This window comes from Duganella sp. CF402, from assembly GCF_900109645.1.
GTDB lineage: Bacteria > Pseudomonadota > Gammaproteobacteria > Burkholderiales > Burkholderiaceae_D > Rugamonas.
The window spans coordinates 634,774-653,554 of the sequence record NZ_FOBG01000002.1 but is presented as its reverse complement, the minus strand read 5'-3'; the positions used below and the strand labels follow the sequence as shown (position 1 = coordinate 653,554).

Genomic DNA, 18,781 nt, shown 5'->3' with positions numbered 1-18,781 from the left:
CTCGTCATCACTTAACGAGGAGTTCATCATGACTGCACGCGACGTTGTTTTTCCACCTGGCCGCCAGGATCTTTATGAGCGTTACAAGTATTCGCCGGCTATCCGATCCAACGGCTTTTTATTCGTGTCCGGGCAGGTCGGCAGCCTGCCTGACGGATCGCCCGAGCCGGAGCTGGAGCAGCAGGTGCGCCTGGCTTTCCGCAACCTGAACGAAATTCTGGCGGCGGCCGGCAGCAGCTTTGAAGAGGTGGTTGATGTCACCGTCTTTATGGTCGACCCGCACAGCCGCTTCGAGCGTATCTGGGCCGTGGTGCCCGAGTTCTGGGGCAGCGCGCCGTATCCGAATATCACTGCTGTCGGCGTCACCTGGCTGGCGGGTTTCGATTTCGAGATCAAGGTTATTGCCAAGGCCGGAGGCCAAGGATAACCGCGTTATATACCGCGTGGACCAGCATCGGTGCCAGCAGGGTTTTGCTGCGCTCATAGGTCCATGCGGCGCACAGGCCCAGGACGAATACCGGCAGCATCGACAGCGGTGGATGGACTACCGCGAAGATGGCTGCGCTCATTGCCATCGCCGGCAGGGCGTTCATCGAGCGGCGCAGGCCGCCGTAGATCAGGCCTCGGAATATGAATTCTTCGCACAGCGGCGCGGCGATCACGGCCAGCGCCAGGATCCAGATGCGCGAGCCCTTGGCTGTCGCTGCGGCTTGGGCGATTTCCTGCCACGCTGCGGTGTGTCGGATGATGCTCATGTAGGCTATGCCGACCAGGCAGGCTACAGCCGCTGCGACGGCGGCGCTGCGCAGTGACACGCCCCAGTCCATGCCGCGCACGATGGCTGGCACGCCAGCTGCCTTGCTGCGCCAGTACACCAGCCGCATCAAGCCATAGACCGTCAGCCCCGCCACGGCAAAGGCGATGGCGATGGCTTGCATGTTTACTTTGTCGAAGAGCAGCAGCGTGATGCCTTGCACGATAAAGAAGGCGGTGGCGGCGATCAAGCCGTCGGCGGTGGAGACGCGCGCCGGCGGCGCGGCGGCAGGATCCAGCAGGTAGGGCAGGGAATCGCGCGCTTTCTGCCATAAGGCCAGCGCCATCGATGCGGTCAGTACCAGCACCACCAGTTTTTGCGACCACACGTTGCTGTAGATGGACCAGGTGTAGAAGCTGGCCAGCAGCATGTAGAGGTAGACATAGGTGGGGCGCACGCGGGTGCGCACGTCCACCGCCTGCGGGTCGCAGGCGAATACGCCCAGCGAGACGGCGATCATGGAGTAGATCGGAATGCCGGCGGCCACGGTCAGCACCAGCACCAGCATGCTCCATTCGAAGTGGGTGCTGTACCAGGCGGTGAGGCCCAGCACCACGGCCGGATAGATCATGGTCAGCACTCCCCACAGCTGCGCCTTTTCCTTCAACACGCTTTCGATCGGGCGCGGCACGGTGTACAGCAGCCATAGGACATGGCCTTCGTTGTTCAGTGTCTGGAAGGCCGACAGCATCAGCACGTAGACGCCAAGGCCGAAGGCGATGGCGGCGGCCAGTGTGTGATGTTGGCCCAGCTCCGAAAGGCTATTCAGCTTGCCGTTGAAGACGATCTGGCTGCCGACCACGATGATCGGCAGCAGCAAGGTCTGGAACAGGAAGTTGCGGTCGCGGCTCAGCAGCCGAAGTTCGCGGCGCTTGATGGGCGACAGCCATGCGCGCAGGCCGGGCGTCGTCGCTGCTGCCGGTGCTGCGCGGCGCACGCTTTCACGCGAACCGGAATTCACCACGCCGTGACGCAACTGGTGTCGCAGCAGCGTCATGCCGGCCCACATCAGCAGCGCGATTTCCGCCAGCAGCAGCGCGGCGTGCGCGATAAATTGCGGCAGGTCCTGCGCTTGTATCGCTTGCACCACCAAGCCCGGTGGCGTCCAACTGGCCCATGATGGAAAGGCGCGCGCCCAGTCCATCGCGAAACCGGCGGCCTGCGGCATGCCGAGCGCCATGACGAAGTAGATCAGCGGCAGGTTGAGTAGCCCGGTCACCGCCTGCAGGTTGCGCAGCTGTGAAGCGGGGAGCCACATGCGCAGGCCGGTGTCGGCCAGCGTTTGCAGCAGCGCCGCCAGCGGCAGCAGCACGGCGGCGGCAAGCACTGCCACCGGTAGAGCGGTCCATGTGTGGCCTGAGTACCACGCCATCACACCGAGAGGCGGCGCCAATGCCAGCCATCCGCTGCTGTTGCTGGCGCTGCGCTCCAGCACACGCCCCCATAGCAGCGTGCTGCGTTCGACTGGCATGGTCACCAGCCATTCGAGATCCCAGTCCGGCTGCGCCATCTCCTTGCTCCCGAGCGGCATCAGCACCGCCAGGAACAGCAGGATGGAGACTTCCATCGTCAAGCCGTGCATCAGCGGCGCGGCGAATGGCGCGGCTGACAATTCTCCTATTGCCACTTCCATCCTGATTTGTTGGGCCCCATGCTTGTCGACGTAGCGGCAGGTGCTGGCAGGGGCGAGGTGGCACTGCATGTTCATCATCACGTTGTTCGACATGGCAGTGAACGAGAAGGTCATCAGCAATCCCATCACCAGCGTGAGGATCCACAGGTTGCTGCGTTTGCCCGGTGTGGCATCGCGCGGCTTTTTGCGGAAGGAGCGGAACAGGTTATTGGCCAGCATATTGCGCTGGCGAGCCAGCCGCATGCGCGTCATCAGCCAGATGGTGCTTGCCGGGCTCATTGCTCGGTCTCTTCTGCGGCTTCGTCGGTGATCTTCAGGAACACGTCTTCCAGCGAACCGCTGGCCGAGGCTTCGGCGCGGATTTCATCGAGTGTGCCGGTGGCCACCAATTCGCCGCGATGGATGATGCCGACGCGGTCGCACAGCTTCTCCGCCATGTCCAACAGGTGGGTGGAGACAAAGATGGTGACGCCGCGCGCCGCCGCCGCCAGCAGGCGCTCCTGCACGTCGCGCGAAGCGCGTGGATCGAGGCCATTGATTGGTTCGTCGAGGATCAGCACTTTCGGATCGTGGATCAGCGCGCAGGCCAGTCCGAGGCGTTTCTTCATGCCGAGCGAGTAGTTGACAGCGTAGTCTTCGCCCGCTTCCTGCAGGCCGAATTCCGCCAGCAGGCGCGCGCTGCGTCCGGCCGCCTCGATACGGGAGAAGCCGTGCATCTCGCCGACGAATTGCAGGATTTCGCGGCCGCGCAGGTAGTCGTAGAAGATTGGTGTGTCGGGCAGGTAGCCAACGCGGCGTTTTACTTCGGCCGCTTCGGCGTGGCAATCGAGGCCGTCGATCAGGACATGGCCGCCGCTCGGCACTAGGATCCCCATCATCATGCGGATGGTGGTGGTCTTGCCGGCGCCGTTCGGGCCGAGGAAGCCGAACACTTCGCCGCGCCGAACGGTCAGCGACAGCGGCTTGACGGCGTTGAAGCTGCCGTAGACTTTGGACAGGCTTTGGAATTCGATCATGAAAGCACCGGCAATGTTATGAATTTACTATGCATCATAACACCGCCGGCGCGGCGGTTACTGCTTTGCTTACTGCTTTGGATAGAGGCTCATGCCGAAGCGTTCTGCTCGCGGCATCCAGCTGCCGGTGATGTCGGCCGAGGCCAGCACGCGCTCGGCGCGGCCGATCAGCAGGGCGCGCGGCACCAGGCCGATGTAGCGCGAGTCTTCGCTGTTGTCGCGGTTATCACCCAACATCATGTACTGGCCGGGCGGCACCACGAGCGCGTCGAAATTGCGGCGTGCGTTGATCTGCGGGATGAACTGGATGGCGTGGCTGCGATCACCGAGCGATTCGTCCACGCGCACGGCGGCCAGCTCACCGATGCCTTTGATATTTTCGGTGGCGTGGCTGGCGGTGCTGTAGCCGGCCGGCTGGCCGTTGATGATGAGCTGTTCGTTGCGCATTTCAACGCGGTCGCCGGGCAGGGCGATCACGCGCTTGATCAGGCGCGTGCCGTTCACTGGCGAGGAGAAGGTGACGATGTCGCCGCGCTGCGGTTCGCCGGTCGGGCTGATGACAATGTCGGTCAGCGGCACTTTGACGTTGTATGCCAGGCGGTTGACGAACACCACGTCGCCTTCGAGCAGGTTGGGATGCATCGAGGCGGAGGGGATCGGATTCCAGTCGGCGACTGCGGTGCGGAAGATCCCGAACAGCATCAGGAACAGCAGGAAGCCTTTATTGGCGCGTACCCAGTTTTTCATGTTATCTCCCTAGTGAGTGTGGCGCGTATGGCCGACACTCATCTTGTGAGTATTTTCTTAATCAAACCTTAGTGCGCGCTCTTTTGCACCAGCGCGCTGCCGACGCCGTGGCGATGGCCTTCGCTGACTGCGGTCACGGTGCCGTCGGGATTGAATACCAGCGCATTGGCGGCGCCGATTTCTTCCGGCTTCTTGCTCCAGTGCTGACCGGTTTTTTCCAGCGCCTGCGCTTGTGTGCTGCCGATGAAACCTGGCTCCACATCGGTCTCCATGCCATTGCGTTCGGACAGGCGCGGCGCGTTCACCGCATCCGGCATCGACATGCCGAGGTCCACGTAGTTGAAGATGGTTTGCAGCACGGTGGTGATGATGGTCGCGCCGCCAGGGCTGCCGATCGAGAACGCCGGCTTGCCGTTCTTGAAGGCGATAGTCGGCGACATGCTGCTGCGCGGACGCTTGCCCGCTTCCGGCACGTTGGGCGCAGGGCCGCTGAAATCGAAGTCGGTCATCTCGTTATTCAGCAGGAAGCCATAGCCCGGCACCACGATACCGCTGCCGCCCCATGACTCGATGGTGTAGGTGTAGGACACGATGTTGCCGTCCTTGTCGGACACGGTGAGGTGAGTGGTGTGCGCGCCTTCCGCAATCAGCTTGTTGGCGTTGGGGCGCAGCGGCACGCTCACGTCGTTCTGGAATGGATACGGATCGCCGGCCGGCGCATGCGCGCTGGCCTGTTCGGGATTGATCAGTTCACGGCGGCGCGCGGCGTAGTCCTTGTTTAGCAGGCCGGCCACCGGCGCGTCGACAAATTCAGGATCGGCCAGATAGGCGTTGCGGTCGGCGAAGGCGAGGCGGCTGGCTTCAAGATACAGGTGTTCCGCTTTCGCGCGCGGCAGCGACTTGAGGTCATAGCCTTCCAGGATGTTGAGTGCTTCGGCGACCGCCACGCCGCCGCTGCTTGGCAACGGCATGCCGTACAAATCGTAGCCGCGATAAGTGCTGTGCACCGGCTGGCGCAGGCGCGCTTCGTAGTTGGCCAGGTCGGCCAGCGTCATGCTGCCGCTGTTGGCGTTGACGGCATCGACCATCGCGCGCGCCATCGGCCCGCTGTAGAAGGCTTTCGCGCCGCCGGCTGCCAGCGCGCGGTAGGCCTTGGCGAGATCGGGATTGCGCAGCGTGCTCCCGGCCGGTATGGCTTTGCCGTTGCGCAGATACAGCGCGGCGGTGGCGGGGAACTGCGCGAACTTGGCTTCGTTCTCCTGCACCAGATGATTGAAGTTGTCGTTGACCTTGAAGCCCTTGCTGGCCACGTCGATGGCCGGCGCCAGCACCTGCTTGAATGACATGGAGCCGTAGCGGTCCAGCGCTTCATGCCAGCCGCGCACCGTGCCCGGCACGCCGACCGAGCGGCCGCTGGCGACCACGGTGTCGAAATCCATCTCCTTGCCGTCCTTCAGGAACACGCTCGGCGTGAAGCTGGCCGGCGCGGTTTCGCGGTGGTCGATGGTGACCACGCGCTTGTCCTTGGCCAGGTAGATCACCATGAAGCCGCCGCCGCCGATGCCGCAGCTGAACGGATCGGTCACGCCCAGCGTCGCCGCCGCCGCGACGGCCGCATCGACCGCGTTGCCGCCCTTGTTGAGGATGGCGATGGCCGCTTGCGAGGCCGGTTCGCTGATGGTGGCGACGGCGCCGCCGGTGCCGGTGGCCACCGGTGTCTTGGCGGCGGCCGGCAGGGCCAGTGTGAGAACGATGGAGGAAATCAGAACGGTGCGGGCGGGACGGACGAGAATGCTCATGTGGGCAAGGTTCAAGGTGAGTTAATGTTGCTCACCTTTAAGCTTACCTGATAATCCGGCGCCGAATCGTTTTTCCCCGGCACTTGCTGAGGCGTGAAGCCGGTCAGCGCGAAGTTGAGGCCGTCACGTGTGGCATTCGGCGAACCGTTGGGCATGTTGTCGGACAGGACGAAGTTGCTGGCGCTGCCATCCGGCTGCTGCACAGTGAAGCTGAAGCTGATGTAGCCAGCCCAGACGCACACGGCGCCGGTGCGGCAGCGGCTGTCGTTGACGCGCTCGAGCCGCACCACCGGCGCGGCGCTGGCCATGCTGGCGCTGCGTCCCGCTGCAATAGCCGGCGTGATGACGACGCTGCCGCCCTGGCGCAGCACATAAGTCTGACTGAACGGCGCCGGCGTGGCGCTGCGGCTGGCGTTGTTGCCGCCGCTATTGCCGCTGTTGCCGCCGGTGCTGCCGCACGCATGCAGCGCGGCCATGACGGCCGCCAGCATGGGCAGCACGATGAACTGCCGCAAGATGGTTGTTTTCATGAGGGGTCTCCTGCATCCTTTGTTGGCAAGCTTAACAAAAAGACCACGAGCGCGGCGCACGAACGCACGCGTGGGGCAGCGCCATGTCAAAGGATGGGCGAAAAAAAATGCCGCGCGGCGCGAGCCGGCGGCATTCCGGGGAGAGCGGGGAGGCTTACACGTAAGCGGCCAGCGCGCCCTTCATTTTCTTCAGTGCAGCCACTTCGATCTGGCGGATGCGCTCGGCCGATACGCCGAACTCTTCAGCCAGCGTGTGCAGCGTGGCGCCCGAGCCGTCGTCGTTGGCCAGCCAGCGCGCTTCGATGATGCGGCGCGAGCGGGCGTCCAGCTTGCCCAGCGCTTCTTCCAGGCCTTCCGATTGCAGACGGGTCACCTGTTCGGCTTCCAGCACGCGGGTCGGCTCGGTGGCGTCGGACGACAGGTAAGCGATCGGCGCGAACTTGTCGTCTTCATCGTCGGTTGGCGATTCCAGCGCGATGTCGCGACCGCTCAGGCGGGTTTCCATCTCGATCACTTCCTCGCGCTTGACGTCCAGCGTCTTGGCCAGCTGGTCGATCTGGGCCGGCGTCATGGCGTCCAGGCCGGTTTTGTGGCTGCGCAGGTTGAAGAACAGCTTGCGCTGGGCCTTGGTGGTGGCCACTTTGACCAGGCGCCAGTTCTTCAGGATGTATTCGTGCATCTCGGCCTTGATCCAGTGCATGGCGTAGGACACCAGGCGCACGCCCTGATCCGGGTCGAAACGCTTGACTGCCTTCATCAGGCCGATATTGCCTTCCTGGATCAGGTCGCCGTGCGGCAGGCCGTAGCCGAGGTAGCCGCGCGCGATCGATACCACCAGACGCAGGTGGGACATCACCAGCTGCTGGGCGGCGCCCAGGTCGGCTTGTTCCTTGAGGCGCTTGGCCAGCGAGATTTCTTCGTCGTGCGTCAGCATCGGCAGGCGATTGACGGCCGAGATGTAGGCGTCCAGGTTGCCCAGGTTGCCACTGAACCCGAGTCCCAGAGCATGGTTGTTTGCAGGTACCACGGACATCGTCGTCATTTTCGTTTCCTTCGCTTGAGATTGCTGTGGAGCACTTTGGTGCTCTTTCGAACATATATTAGCACTCTCTGTCGTTGAGTGCCAATCGTCCAAAATTTATGGCCTTCATAGCAAAAATACTATGGAGATTTCTGATGCATTTAGAATGCGCGTTGGATCTTAGGGCAGGCTTAACCATGTTAAGCCGGTGGGAGGCGCCATTCCGTGCGCGGACGTACGGAATGGGCGAGTGGTTTAGTTCAGGCGCGCGGTGTGGCGCTTGACCGACAGGCGGGCGCCGATCAGGCCAAGGCCGGCCGACAGGGCCAGCAGGGCGGCCACGGCCAGCGGTGGCAGCGGGGCCAGCTGGAATTCCGAAGCGTACAACTTTGCAAATTCGGCAATGGCGGTGTTGAGTGGGCGCAGGGTCAGCGTCACCGCGCCCAGGGCCACGCCGCCGGCGCACACGCCAAGCAGGGCGCCGGTGTAGTAGAACGGTCGGTGGATGAAGCTGTCGGTGGCGCCAATCAGCTTGGACACCAGGATTTCCTCGCGCTGGGTCAGCACTTGCAGGCGGATGGTGTTGAAAATCACTGCCACCACCACCGTGCCCAAGGTCGCCGCCAGCAGCAGCAGGGCCAGGCGCAGGATGTTGAGCAGGGCGGCCAGGCGCTTGACCCAGGCCGAGTCGACCTGCACGGTATCGACGCCCGGCAACTGGCGGATCTGCTCGGCCAGCGCGTCGACGTCGCCGCCGGCCTGGGCGTTGCGGAACGCGTCCAGCTTCAGCACGTAGCTGTCCGGCAGCGGGTTGTCGCCCAGCGTGGCCAGCACGTCGGCCAGGCCGTTCTTGTCTTTCAGGTTGTCCAGCGCTTTTTCGCGCGGGGTGAAGATGATCTTGGCTTGCTTGTCTTTTACCGTCTGACGCAGCGACACGGCCAGTCCTTCGGCTTGCTCGCGCGGCGTGTCCAGCTTCAGGAACACGCTGATTTCCGGATCGACCGACAGCGATTCCGACATCGGGCGCACGTTGTCGAGCAGGGTCACGCCCATGAAGGGCAGGGCCAGCGCGATCGCCACCACGAGAATATTGAACAGGAAACCGCCCGGCGAGCGGCGCAGATGCACCAGCGCGGCGGCCAGCGCGTAGCGGTGTTGGCGGAACCAGTGCGTCATGCCGCCACCTCCAGTTGGCCTTGCTTGAGTTGGATGACGCGCGCGGCCGCATCCAGCATCACTTCATCGTGGCTGGAAATCAAACAGGTCACGCCGACGGAGTTGAAGGCTTTCAGCGCATCGAGCACCTTGTTGGCGCTGGCGCGGTCGAGGTTGGCGGTCGGCTCGTCGGCCAGGATCACTTGCGGACGGTTGACGATGGCGCGCGCGATCGACACGCGCTGCTGCTCGCCGCCGGACAGGGCCAATGGCTGGGCGTTGGCGCGGTCGCCGAGGCCGACCTTGTCGAGCGCGGCGCGGGCGCGCTGCTCGGCCTGGCCGTGCGAGGCGCCGGTCACCAGCAGCGGCAGCATGACGTTAGCCAGCACGCTGCGGTCGGTCAGCAGGCGCTGCTGCTGGAAAATTAAACCTAAGTTGCGCCGCAGGAAGGGCACGGCCACCGGCTTGATGCGGCTGATGTCCTGGCCGTTGACGATCACCTGGCCGGAGCTCGGGCGCTCCATCGCGGCAATCATTTTCATCAGGGTGGATTTGCCGGCGCCGGAAGGGCCGGCCAGGAACACCAGTTCGCCTTTATTGACCGTGAATGAAACGTCGCGCAGCGCCGTCACATCGGATGAATATTGTTTAGAGACGTTCCGGAATTCGATCATAGAGGTCTGGTGAGGTTGATTATCCAAGCAGTGCTTCTACAAATTCGGCAGCCACGAACGGCTGCAAGTCTTCAATCTTTTCGCCCACGCCGATGAAGTACACCGGCACCGGGCGCGCGCGCGCGATCGCCGCCAGCACGCCGCCCTTGGCGGTACCGTCCAGCTTGGTGATCACCAGGCCGGTCAGCTTGAGGGCGTCGTCAAAGGCTTTCACCTGCGCCAGCGCATTTTGCCCGGTATTGCCGTCGATCACCAGCAGAGTTTCGTGCGGTGCGCCGTCCATGCCCTTGCCGATCACGCGCTGGACCTTTTTCAGTTCTTCCATCAGGTGCAGCTGGGTTGGCAGGCGGCCGGCGGTGTCGACCATGACCACGTCCACGCCCTTGGCTTTGCCGGACTGCACGGCGTCGAACGAGACGGCGGCCGGGTCGCCCGAGGCTTGCGAGATCACGGTGATGTTGTTGCGCTGGCCCCAGACCATCAGCTGCTCGCGGGCGGCGGCGCGGAAGGTGTCGCCGGCGGCCAGCAGCACCGACTGGCCGTGGGTCTGCATGTGCTTGGCCAGCTTGCCGATGGTGGTGGTCTTGCCGGCGCCGTTGACGCCGGAAATCATCATCACGGTCGGTGTGTGACGGCCCAGTTCGAACGGGCGTTCCAGCGGCTGCAGCAATTCCAGCAGCAGCTGTTTCAATGCGGTTTTAACGGCGGCGGCGTCGAGCAGCTTGTCTTCCTTGACCTTGCGCTTGAGGGCGTCGAGCAGGTAGGTGGTGGCGTCGACGCCGGCGTCGGCCATCAGCAGCGCCGCTTCCAGTTCATCGTACAGGTCGTCGTCGATCTTGGCGCCGACGAACAGGATGGACAGGTTGTTGGAGGTTTTGGACAGGCCGGCCTTCAGGCGCGACATCCACGATTGCTTCTGCGCCGGTTCTTCAATCGGCAGCAGGTCGGGCAGGTCGGGAGCGGCGGCAGGGGCTATGGGAGTGGGGGCGACGACAGGCGCCGCAGGCGCTTCGGGAGCGACAGGTTTTTTCTTGAAAAAGCTGAACATGGATATGAATTTGGGGTGCTGGCCAGCACGAAGTGTGACTATTTTACCAGAGCGCTGCGGCGGCCAGCTCGCCGCCGGCGATTAACCAGCGGACAGCGGGGCGTTGCGCGTGCGCCATTCGGCAATCGCGCCGGCCAGTTCGGCCAGCTCGAACACCCGCACAAACGCCTGCCGGCGCCGCTTGAGCGCGGCATTGCTGCCACCGGCCCACAGCTCGGCGCTGCCGCCCAGTCGGTTGCGCAGCTCGGCCAGCCCGTCCAGCGCCTGGCGCGGATTCATGGCCACCGAGAACGACAGCGCAATCACATCGACCTTCTGCGCGCGCGCCGCCTCGACGATATCGAGCAGCGGCGTCTGCACGCCCAGCGAAATGCACTGCGCGCCTTCGGCCACACACATGGCCTCGGCCATCAGCAGGCCCAGCCCGTGCCGCTCCTGCGGCAGCGTGGTCAGCAAAATGCGCGGCGTGCCGATATTGCTGGCGTTGGCCTGCGGCATGGCAAAAATCGCGCTGCGCATCACCACCGTCAGCGACTCGGTATATAAGTGTTCTTCAAACGTGGCCAGCTGGCCGCTGGCCCAGGCTTCGCCGATCAGGGTGGTCAGCGGCGCCACCAGCTCGATCACGAAACTCTTCAGGCCCATCATCAGCAGCGCCTGCGACAGCTTGCGGCGCAGCGCTTCCATTTGATGGCTCTTGCACAAGTCGAGGTAGCTTTGCAGCTCGGGCGCCGCCGGCTGGCCCGGCTTTTTGCCGCTGGCCTTGCCGGTCAGGGCTTGCAGTTCGTCGGTGCTGAACTGGATCACCTTGCCGGGACGGAAGCCGAGGTCGATCAGGCGCTTCACCAGCCGCAGCTTCTGGACTTGTTCAATTGGGTAGACCCGCTCGCCGTGGGGATCGCGCAGCGGCTGGGGAAAATCGTAACGGCGTTCCCACACGCGCAAGGTTTCCTTTGCCACGCCGGTGTCGCGTTCGACGTCGCTGATGGTGCTAGGAACTGGTTGTGAGGGGACGGTATTTGTCATTAGGTAGTTTGCGCCTGCGGGTTTGGGCAGTCAGCGCAACGCATTTTACATTCGTTTTTCCCCTGAAAACACGGGGTGTTGAAGACGTGTTGCAGCGTTCAACGCGGCATAAACTGCTTGTCCACGACACACAGTTGACTTCCAGAACGATTCACCTGAATCGGCTTATTCACCCATATTTGTTCAGGACAAAATATTTTGGCCGGCGTAAAAATAAATGTGACCACTTGTTGTAGCCAGCGGACGCGAAATTCTGCTTCAACCAGTTGAATGAATGGAATTCACGCACCAAACGGGTGCAAAAATGCAAGGGACTGCACCGATTTGTCTCCTTCATACAACAGGTAGCAATTTCTTACAAATCGGTAACTCGCTGCAACTTACTGCCGTTTTGGCAAAATTTACTACACAACTAAAGCTGTAATCCTAGGAGCAAAGTTGGTTTTGGGGCTATTTTGCTGGATAAAAGGGCCGAACAAACTCCGGGGTTGTTAGCTTATTACCATTTGGTAGAGAAGAGTGTGGGAGGGGTTCAGTATAAAATAGCGTCAGAAATAGCAATCTGGCTATTTTTACTTGGTCCGAAGAGCAGTGGTATCGCCACCGTGTTCATCGTGCGGAAACCCCGGCCCGTTTCGCTTGCTCGGCAGGAAATATTGCGATGCGGTAAAATGCCGTTGCTTTGGAAAAACGACAAGAATTTCGACTGTTCAGTATGAATGGTTTTACACTTGTTGAAGTTTCTGAGCATCAGTATAGTGCCGCCTCCGGCGCTCCACGAGAGTGCCGCGACATAGCCGGCGTAGTCTTTATCGGCCGCGACATAGTGAACGCATCCCCCAGTGGGATGCACATGGGCAGCTGGGGAGTTTGCCCTCACGCACAAACGGCTCAAGCCGAGAAGCACCGAACACGCCGTACTACTGGCTTATTTTTACAGCAACACAACTGAAGGAAACACGTAATGAAAAAATCCCTTATCGCTATCGCCGTACTGGCAGCTACCAGCTCCGCAGCATTCGCACAATCGAACGTCACCATCTACGGCATCCTGGACGCCGGCATCGTTGCTGAGCGCGGCGGCAAAGACGGCAACGTCTCGCAAGTGAACAGCGGCGCCGCATCGGCATCGCGTATCGGCTTCAAAGGCACCGAAGATCTGGGCGGCGGTCTGAGCGCCATCTTCAAGCTGGAAACCGGCGCGAAGATCGACAAAGGCACCCTGGATGCCGATAACACCATCTTCAACCGTGAAGCCTATGTTGGTCTGTCGTCGAAAACCGCTGGTACCCTGACCCTGGGCCGTCAGTACACCCCGTACTACGAAACCCTGCGCGACGTTGGTGACCCATTCGCAATGGGCATGGCCGGCACCGCTAAAAACCTGTTCCCAGTTGCCAGCTTCATGACCCGCAACTCGAACGCCATCGTCTACAAGACTCCTAACCTGGAAGGCTTCACCGGCGCGGTTTCGTACAGCCTGGGCGAAGTTGCTGGTGACGCATCGGCTACCCGTCAAGTTGGCGCATCGCTGGGCTACAACAACGGTCCTCTGAACGTTGCCGTTGCTTACAACAGCAAAAACAACGACACCCTGACCGTGAAAACCGCAGGCGTAGGCCACAACGGTCTGATCGCTGCTAACTACGACTTCAAAGTCGTTAAAGTGTTCGGCGCGTACTCGAAAGACAAGGGCCTGAACAGCGCTCCTCTGAACAGCATCCCTAACGCCTACACCGGCGTGACCTTCGCCGCTTCGCAAGACAGCAGCGACGCCCTGATCGGCCTGACCGCTCCAGTGTCGACCGCTGGCACCGTGATCGCTTCGTTCATCCGCAAGAACGACAAAGAAGTTGCTAACCGTGATGCTGACCAGTGGGCAATCGGCTACAGCTACGCTCTGTCGAAGCGCACCAGCACCTACGTTGCTTACGCTAAGATCAAAAACAAAAACGGCGCAGGCTACACCGTTGGTAACAACACCGACGCTGGTTCGGGCGACAAAGCCTTCAACCTGGGTCTGAAGCACTCGTTCTAATCTGATTATTCAGGTTTAGAATCCACAACGGCTGCCTGGTGCAGCCGTTGTTCTTTTCTGGAAGCGATTATGTCTCGACGAGCCCTATTTGCCGGCGTCATCCTGCTGGCGTCGTGCGCGGTGTTGGCGGCGCCGAAGAAGCAAGCCAAGCCCGGCGCGCTGCCGCGCTACGGCATGCTGGTGTTTTCCGATTTGTGCATCCATCCGGACAGCGGCGAATTCGGCGGCCAGCGCATCACGCTGCAGCGCTTTGCCGAAGTCGATACGGTGCTGTACGAATATACCGCCGGCGGCTTGAGCTGGCCGGTGGTGGCCAGCGATGTGACCATCGATCCGCGTGGCCAGCAGTTTTATTTCACGGTGCAGCCGCCCGATGAGGACGAGCGCATCATCAGCGGCAAGCTGGCCGACGGCGGCACGACGCTGGTGCTGGAAGGCGGCTATTGCGAGGATCAGTCGGTGCCGATGCGGCTGCCGCTGGTGACGGACTTCAGCCGCAAGGCCGGCACTTGCCGTGCCTGTCCCGCGCCAAAAGTGAAGAAGGAAAAAGAAGAAGAGAAGCCGGTGATCGACACCGGCTCCACGGTTACCGCCAGCCTTTAATCGGCTTAGTTACAGGCTTACTTCGCGGCCTTGGCCGCTGCCGCGTTCTGGCGGATAGTGTCCAGCGTGGCGCCCGGCGTGATCAGGTTGCCGTCGTAGCGCAGCTCGATCAGCGCCGGCAGGTTCTTCTCGCGCGTATGCGCCAGCGCGCGTTCCAGCGCCGGAGCGAATTCCTCGGTCCTGGTCACCACTTCACCGCTGCCGCCGTAGGCCACCGACAGCGCCGCAAAATCAGGATTGTGCAGCGTGGTGCCGGAGACGCGGCCAGGATACTCGCGTTCCTGATGCATGCGGATGGTGCCGAACATGGCGTTGTTGAACACGATGATGACCACGCCGGCCTGATACTGCACCGCCGTCGCCAGCTCCTGGCCGTTCATCATGTACTCGCCATCGCCGGCGAAGGTGATCACGGTGCGGGCCGGATCGATAATCTTGGCGGCCACGCCGGCCGGCACGCTGTAGCCCATCGCGCCGCTGGTCGGCGCCAGCTGCGTGCGCATGCCGCCGTAGCTGTGGAAGCGGTGCGCCCAGGTGGCGTAGTTGCCGGCGCCGTTGGTGATGATGGTGTCGTGCGGCGCGATCTTGTCGATCTGCTGCACCACTTGCCACAGGTCGAGCGGCGCCTTGCCGTCCTTGAAGATGGCTGGCTGCTGCTTCCATGCCGCGTAGTCGGCGCGCGCTTCCGCCACGCTGCCGGCCCACGCCGACGCGTTGACCGGCTGCATCGCCGCCAGCATGGCCGCCACTTGCGGCATGCCGCTGTTAATCATCAATTCCGCCTGATAGACGCTGCCCAGTTCCTCGGCATCCGCATGGATGTGGATCAGGCGCTGCGCCGGCACCGGGGAGGCCAGCAGCGAGTAGCCGCTGGTGGTCATCTCGCCAAGACGTGGGCCGATGGCCAGGATCACATCGGCCTCGCGCACGCGCGCCGCCAGCTTCGGATTGATACCGATGCCGACGTCGCCGATGTAATTTGGGTGTTCATTGTCCAGCAAGTCCTGGAAGCGGAAGGCGCACGATACCGGCAGCTGATTGGCTTCGGCAAAGCGCTGCAGGTCGGCGCAGGCTTGCTCGTTCCAGCCGCCGCCGCCCAGCAGCACCAACGGCTTTTTGGCCGAGGCCAGCATGCTGCGCAGGGTGTCGATCTGCGCCGCCGACGGCGAGGCTTGCACCGGCTGGTAGCAGCGGGTGTCTGCCACGGCGGCCTTGGTGATCAGCATGTCCTCCGGCAGCGCCAGCACCACCGGGCCGGGACGGCCGCTGGTGGCGACCTGGAAGGCGCGCGCGATGTATTCCGGGATGCGGTCGGCACGGTCGATCTGCGTGACCCATTTGGCCATCTGGCCGTACATGCGGCGGTAGTCGACTTCCTGGAAGGCTTCGCGGTCGATAAAGTCGCTGCCGACCTGGCCGATGAACAAGATCATCGGGGTCGAATCCTGATAGGCCGTGTGCACGCCGATCGAGGCATTGGTGGCTCCCGGGCCACGGGTGACGAAGCAGATCCCCGGCTTGCCGGTCATCTTGCCGTAGGCGTCGGCCATGAACGCGGCGCCGCCTTCCTGGCGGTTGATGATGAAGCGGATATCGGAATCATGCAGGGCGTCGAGCACGTCCAGATAGCTTTCGCCGGGTACGCCGAAAGCGGTGTCTACGCCGTGGATCTTCAGGGCATCGACCAAAATCTGGCCGCCGGTGCGGGATGGTTGCGTCATTATTGTGAGCCTCGTGGGTGAATTATCCGAGCATTCTACGGCGGCGGCGGGAGGGCGGCTTTTGGAATGGCGACACCAAATTTCAGATTTGGAGGTCCGGACTGGTACAATAGCGCCTGATGCAAGCCAGACAGCCGCTGGTCAGTGCGTAAGGCCTGACGGGAGGAAGGTCCGGACTCCATAGAGCGGGGTGACGGTTAACGGCCGTCCGTCGAAAGTCCGCAAGGATATAAGGCGAGGAATAGGGCCACAGAGACGAGCGTATTAAGTTACGGTGAAACGCGGTAACCTCCACCTGGTGCAATTCCAAATAGGCACGCGATGATGTTGCTCGCGGAGCGTGCGGGTAGGAAGCTTGAGCGCTGGAGCAATCCAGCGCCTAGAGGAATGGCTGTCATAGCGCAGGTTCGCCTGCGCCGTAACAAAATCCGGCCTATCGGCTTGCTTCAACTAATTATACGAGATGAAAAAATTCATACTCGCGCTGGACCAGGGGACGACCAGTTCGCGCGCCATCCTGTTTGACCATCAAGGACAAATCTGCGGCAGCGCGGCGCAGGAGTTCCCCCAGCATTTCCCGCATCCTGGCTGGGTCGAGCACGACCCGATGGATATCTGGCACAGCCAGCTCAACGTCGCCCGCAAGGTGCTGGCCGATAACCATGTCGATCCGCACAACGTGCTGGCCATCGGCGTCACCAACCAGCGTGAAACCACCGTGGTGTGGGACCGCAAGACCGGCGAGCCGATCGCGCCGGCCATCGTCTGGCAAGACCGCCGCACGGCCGAACTGTGCGACGCGCTGCGCGCCGACGGCAAAGCCAAAAAAATCACCGATGCCTCCGGTCTGGAACTGGACGCGTACTTCTCCGCCACCAAGCTGAAATGGCTGCTCGATAACGTGCCGGGTGCACGCGCGCGCGCCGAGCAGGGTGGTCTGGCGTTCGGCACCGTGGACAGCTGGCTGGTCTACAAACTGACCGGGCAGCACGTCACCGACGTCAGCAACGCGGCGCGCACCATGCTGTTCAACATCCACCTGATGCGCTGGGATTACGACCTGCTGCATCTGTTTGGCATCCCCGAGGCCATGCTGCCGCAGGTGGTGTCGTCGAGCGAGGAGGTGGGTAATACCCATCACAGCTTGTTCGGCGCGGCGATTCCGGTGGCGGGCATCGCGGGCGACCAGCAGGCCGCGACCTTCGGCCAGGCGTGCCACCAGCCGGGCATGGTCAAGAATACTTATGGTACGGGCTGCTTCATGCTGATGCATCTGGGGCGCCATCCGGTGGCCTCGCACAACCGCTTGCTGACTACGGTCGGATGGCGGGTCGACGGCGCGACGGATTATCTGCTGGAGGGTAGCGTCTTCATGGGCGGCGCCACCGTGCAGTGGCTGCGCGATGGCCTTGGTATTATAAAGTCATCGGCCGAAGTGGAAGAACTGGCGGCCAGCGTGCCCGATAGCGACGGCGTATTCATGGTGCCGGCCTTCGTCGGGCTGGGCGCGCCGCATTGGGACTCGTACGCGCGCGGCTCGCTGTTCGGGTTAAGCCGCGGCAGCACCCGCGCCCACATCGCCCGCGCCGCGCTGGAAGCCATCGCCTACCAGAGCGCCGAGCTGATGGCGGCCATGCAAAAAGACGCCTCCATGCCCTTGGTGGAAGTCCGCGCCGACGGCGGCGCCGCCCGCAACGACCTGCTGATGCAATTCCAGGCCGACGTGCTGGGCGTGCCGGTAGTGCGCCCTAAAGTCACCGAAACGACGGCGCTGGGCGCCGCCTATCTGGCTGGCCTGGCGGTCGGCTTCTGGGACAGCCAGGAAGAAATCGCCGCCCAATGGACCTGCGACCGCCGCTTCGAACCTTCGATGAGCGCCGACCGCCGCACCGAACTCCTCGCAAAATGGTCCCGCGCCGTCGAGCGCTCCAAGGCATGGGAATCCTGAATTCGGGGCGTATAATAAGGCTGATGCAGCGCAAAATTTGTATAGACAAGTTGTGTTTGTGAAGTAATTGTTGAAGTTTGTTGTGGCTGTTTTGTGAAGGTTCCTCATTCCTCCTGAGCGCGCTTCTGGTGCGACCTGCTGGCGTTTCCCCTCCTGATTACCCACGTTTTCCATCCTCATACATCCGTTGTCTATTTGATACTGCAATGTTGGCTACTTGCAACTTTATGCTTTTAATTCAATTTTTTTATATAAGCATTTTCAATATCAAACACATGGGTTTAGATGAGGTGACACCTTCACAACCTTTCATAAGTACTTAATTTATTAGGTAATTTTATTTCTAGCTGGCTTCAAGGAATCGCGCTAAGTCCTTAATTTCATTACTAAAATCCCCGTTTCGATTGGCTGAAACCGCTTGACCACTATTCTTGCATCCTCTAAAGTGGGCATCTGTGTGAAAAAGTGTCTTTTTGTGGGAAATTTTGCCTGACTTAGCGGACAGGGAAGATGAAAGCAACAAGCCGGTTTTTTACGCTCCGCTAACCAACTGAGGTAAAAAGGTAATCACGTGTTTCAAGGCGCGTCCGCAATCAATCTCGATGCCAAAGGCAGGATGTCTATCCCTGCCAAGCACCGTGACGCGCTCTCGATCCAGTGCGAAGGCCGCCTCACCCTGACGCGCCACCCCGACGGCTGCGTCATGCTGTTCCCCCGTCCTGTGTGGGAACAACACCGTCAACAGATTTCCTCCTGGCCCATGCAAGCCCGCGCCTGGCAGCGCATTTTCCTCGGTTACGCCACCGACGTGGAAATGGACACCGCCGGCCGCATCCTCATCTCGCCCGAACTCCGCGCCGCCGTCGGCCTGGATAAAGAGGTCATGATGATGGGCATGGGCTCGCACTTCGAGATCTGGGACGCCGCCAAGATGGCGGAAAAAGAGCTGCAGGCTATGGAAGCCGGCACCCCCGATGTACTCGCTAATTTCTCTTTCTAAGGCCCCGT

16 protein-coding genes and 1 other RNA gene are annotated in these 18,781 nt (G+C 61.9%); 6 read left to right on the top strand and 11 right to left on the bottom strand.

Going from position 1 to position 18,781, the window contains the following annotated elements; genetic code table 11:
- Positions 1 to 28 precede the first annotated feature (28 nt).
- Positions 29 to 427: a RidA family protein gene (locus BMZ70_RS20925; RefSeq protein WP_092279044.1), complete on the top strand. Its 399-nt coding sequence runs from the start codon at positions 29 to 31 to the stop codon at positions 425 to 427.
- Here the strand turns inward: BMZ70_RS20925 and BMZ70_RS20920 are convergent.
- The 10 genes from BMZ70_RS20920 to BMZ70_RS20875 all read right to left on the bottom strand — a co-directional run bounded on the left by BMZ70_RS20920 (position 399) and on the right by BMZ70_RS20875 (position 11,463).
- Positions 399 to 2,726 carry a CPBP family intramembrane glutamic endopeptidase gene (locus BMZ70_RS20920; RefSeq protein ID WP_092279042.1) on the bottom strand — a complete coding sequence of 776 codons (2,328 nt, stop codon included), beginning with the start codon at positions 2,724 to 2,726 and terminating at the stop codon, positions 399 to 401. The two genes, BMZ70_RS20925 and BMZ70_RS20920, sit on opposite strands and share 29 nt — an antisense overlap.
- A complete protein-coding gene (locus tag BMZ70_RS20915) occupies positions 2,723 to 3,463 on the bottom strand; it encodes an ABC transporter ATP-binding protein (protein ID WP_092279040.1) in 741 nt (246 codons plus the stop codon). Before BMZ70_RS20915 ends, BMZ70_RS20920 begins: the two co-directional genes overlap by 4 nt.
- A 69-nt stretch (positions 3,464 to 3,532) precedes the next feature.
- Positions 3,533 to 4,210, bottom strand: a complete 678-nt coding sequence (lepB, locus tag BMZ70_RS20910) for a signal peptidase I (protein WP_092279038.1) — start codon at positions 4,208 to 4,210, stop codon at positions 3,533 to 3,535.
- Between the two features lie 68 nt (positions 4,211 to 4,278).
- Positions 4,279 to 6,009 (bottom strand): gamma-glutamyltransferase, encoded by a 1,731-nt coding sequence (gene ggt, locus BMZ70_RS20905; RefSeq protein WP_092279036.1) that lies wholly within the window; start codon positions 6,007 to 6,009, stop codon positions 4,279 to 4,281.
- Positions 6,010 to 6,020: 11 nt separating this feature from the next.
- A complete protein-coding gene (locus tag BMZ70_RS20900) occupies positions 6,021 to 6,539 on the bottom strand; it encodes a hypothetical protein (protein ID WP_092279034.1) in 519 nt (172 codons plus the stop codon).
- 154 nt (positions 6,540 to 6,693) lie between these two features.
- Positions 6,694 to 7,581 carry an RNA polymerase sigma factor RpoH gene (gene rpoH, locus BMZ70_RS20895; protein WP_092279032.1) on the bottom strand — a complete coding sequence of 296 codons (888 nt, stop codon included), beginning with the start codon at positions 7,579 to 7,581 and terminating at the stop codon, positions 6,694 to 6,696.
- Positions 7,582 to 7,815: 234 nt separating this feature from the next.
- Positions 7,816 to 8,736 carry a permease-like cell division protein FtsX gene (gene ftsX / locus BMZ70_RS20890; protein WP_092279030.1) on the bottom strand — a complete coding sequence of 307 codons (921 nt, stop codon included), beginning with the start codon at positions 8,734 to 8,736 and terminating at the stop codon, positions 7,816 to 7,818.
- Positions 8,733 to 9,389: a cell division ATP-binding protein FtsE gene (locus tag BMZ70_RS20885; RefSeq protein ID WP_092279028.1), complete on the bottom strand. Its 657-nt coding sequence runs from the start codon at positions 9,387 to 9,389 to the stop codon at positions 8,733 to 8,735. The genes ftsX and BMZ70_RS20885 overlap by 4 nt, the downstream gene beginning before the upstream one ends.
- 19 nt (positions 9,390 to 9,408) lie before the next feature.
- Complete coding sequence (gene ftsY, locus BMZ70_RS20880) at positions 9,409 to 10,437, bottom strand: signal recognition particle-docking protein FtsY (protein ID WP_092279027.1); 1,029 nt, start codon at positions 10,435 to 10,437, stop codon at positions 9,409 to 9,411.
- 81 nt (positions 10,438 to 10,518) lie between these two features.
- Positions 10,519 to 11,463 carry a MerR family transcriptional regulator gene (locus BMZ70_RS20875; protein WP_092279025.1) on the bottom strand — a complete coding sequence of 315 codons (945 nt, stop codon included), beginning with the start codon at positions 11,461 to 11,463 and terminating at the stop codon, positions 10,519 to 10,521.
- A gap of 964 nt (positions 11,464 to 12,427) precedes the next feature.
- Here BMZ70_RS20875 and BMZ70_RS20870 point away from each other — a divergent pair.
- Together BMZ70_RS20870 and BMZ70_RS20865 are read left to right on the top strand one after the other, a co-directional pair.
- On the top strand, positions 12,428 to 13,501 hold the full coding sequence (locus BMZ70_RS20870; protein WP_092279023.1) for a porin: 1,074 nt from the start codon (positions 12,428 to 12,430) through the stop codon (positions 13,499 to 13,501).
- 69 nt (positions 13,502 to 13,570) lie between these two features.
- Positions 13,571 to 14,104 (top strand): hypothetical protein, encoded by a 534-nt coding sequence (locus tag BMZ70_RS20865; protein WP_092279022.1) that lies wholly within the window; start codon positions 13,571 to 13,573, stop codon positions 14,102 to 14,104.
- Positions 14,105 to 14,121: 17 nt separating this feature from the next.
- Here BMZ70_RS20865 and BMZ70_RS20860 read toward each other — a convergent pair whose 3' ends face one another.
- On the bottom strand, positions 14,122 to 15,825 hold the full coding sequence (locus tag BMZ70_RS20860; protein ID WP_092279020.1) for a thiamine pyrophosphate-binding protein: 1,704 nt from the start codon (positions 15,823 to 15,825) through the stop codon (positions 14,122 to 14,124).
- Positions 15,826 to 15,943: 118 nt separating this feature from the next.
- Between BMZ70_RS20860 and rnpB the strand changes: the two genes are divergently transcribed.
- From rnpB to mraZ, 3 genes are all read left to right on the top strand, one after another.
- An RNA gene (gene rnpB, locus BMZ70_RS20855) (RNase P RNA component class A) lies at positions 15,944 to 16,277 on the top strand.
- Between the two features lie 11 nt (positions 16,278 to 16,288).
- Positions 16,289 to 17,773 carry a glycerol kinase GlpK gene (gene glpK, locus BMZ70_RS20850; protein ID WP_092279018.1) on the top strand — a complete coding sequence of 495 codons (1,485 nt, stop codon included), beginning with the start codon at positions 16,289 to 16,291 and terminating at the stop codon, positions 17,771 to 17,773.
- A gap of 571 nt (positions 17,774 to 18,344) precedes the next feature.
- Positions 18,345 to 18,773, top strand: a complete 429-nt coding sequence (gene mraZ / locus BMZ70_RS20845) for a division/cell wall cluster transcriptional repressor MraZ (RefSeq protein WP_092279016.1) — start codon at positions 18,345 to 18,347, stop codon at positions 18,771 to 18,773.
- Positions 18,774 to 18,781: the final 8 nt, after the last annotated feature.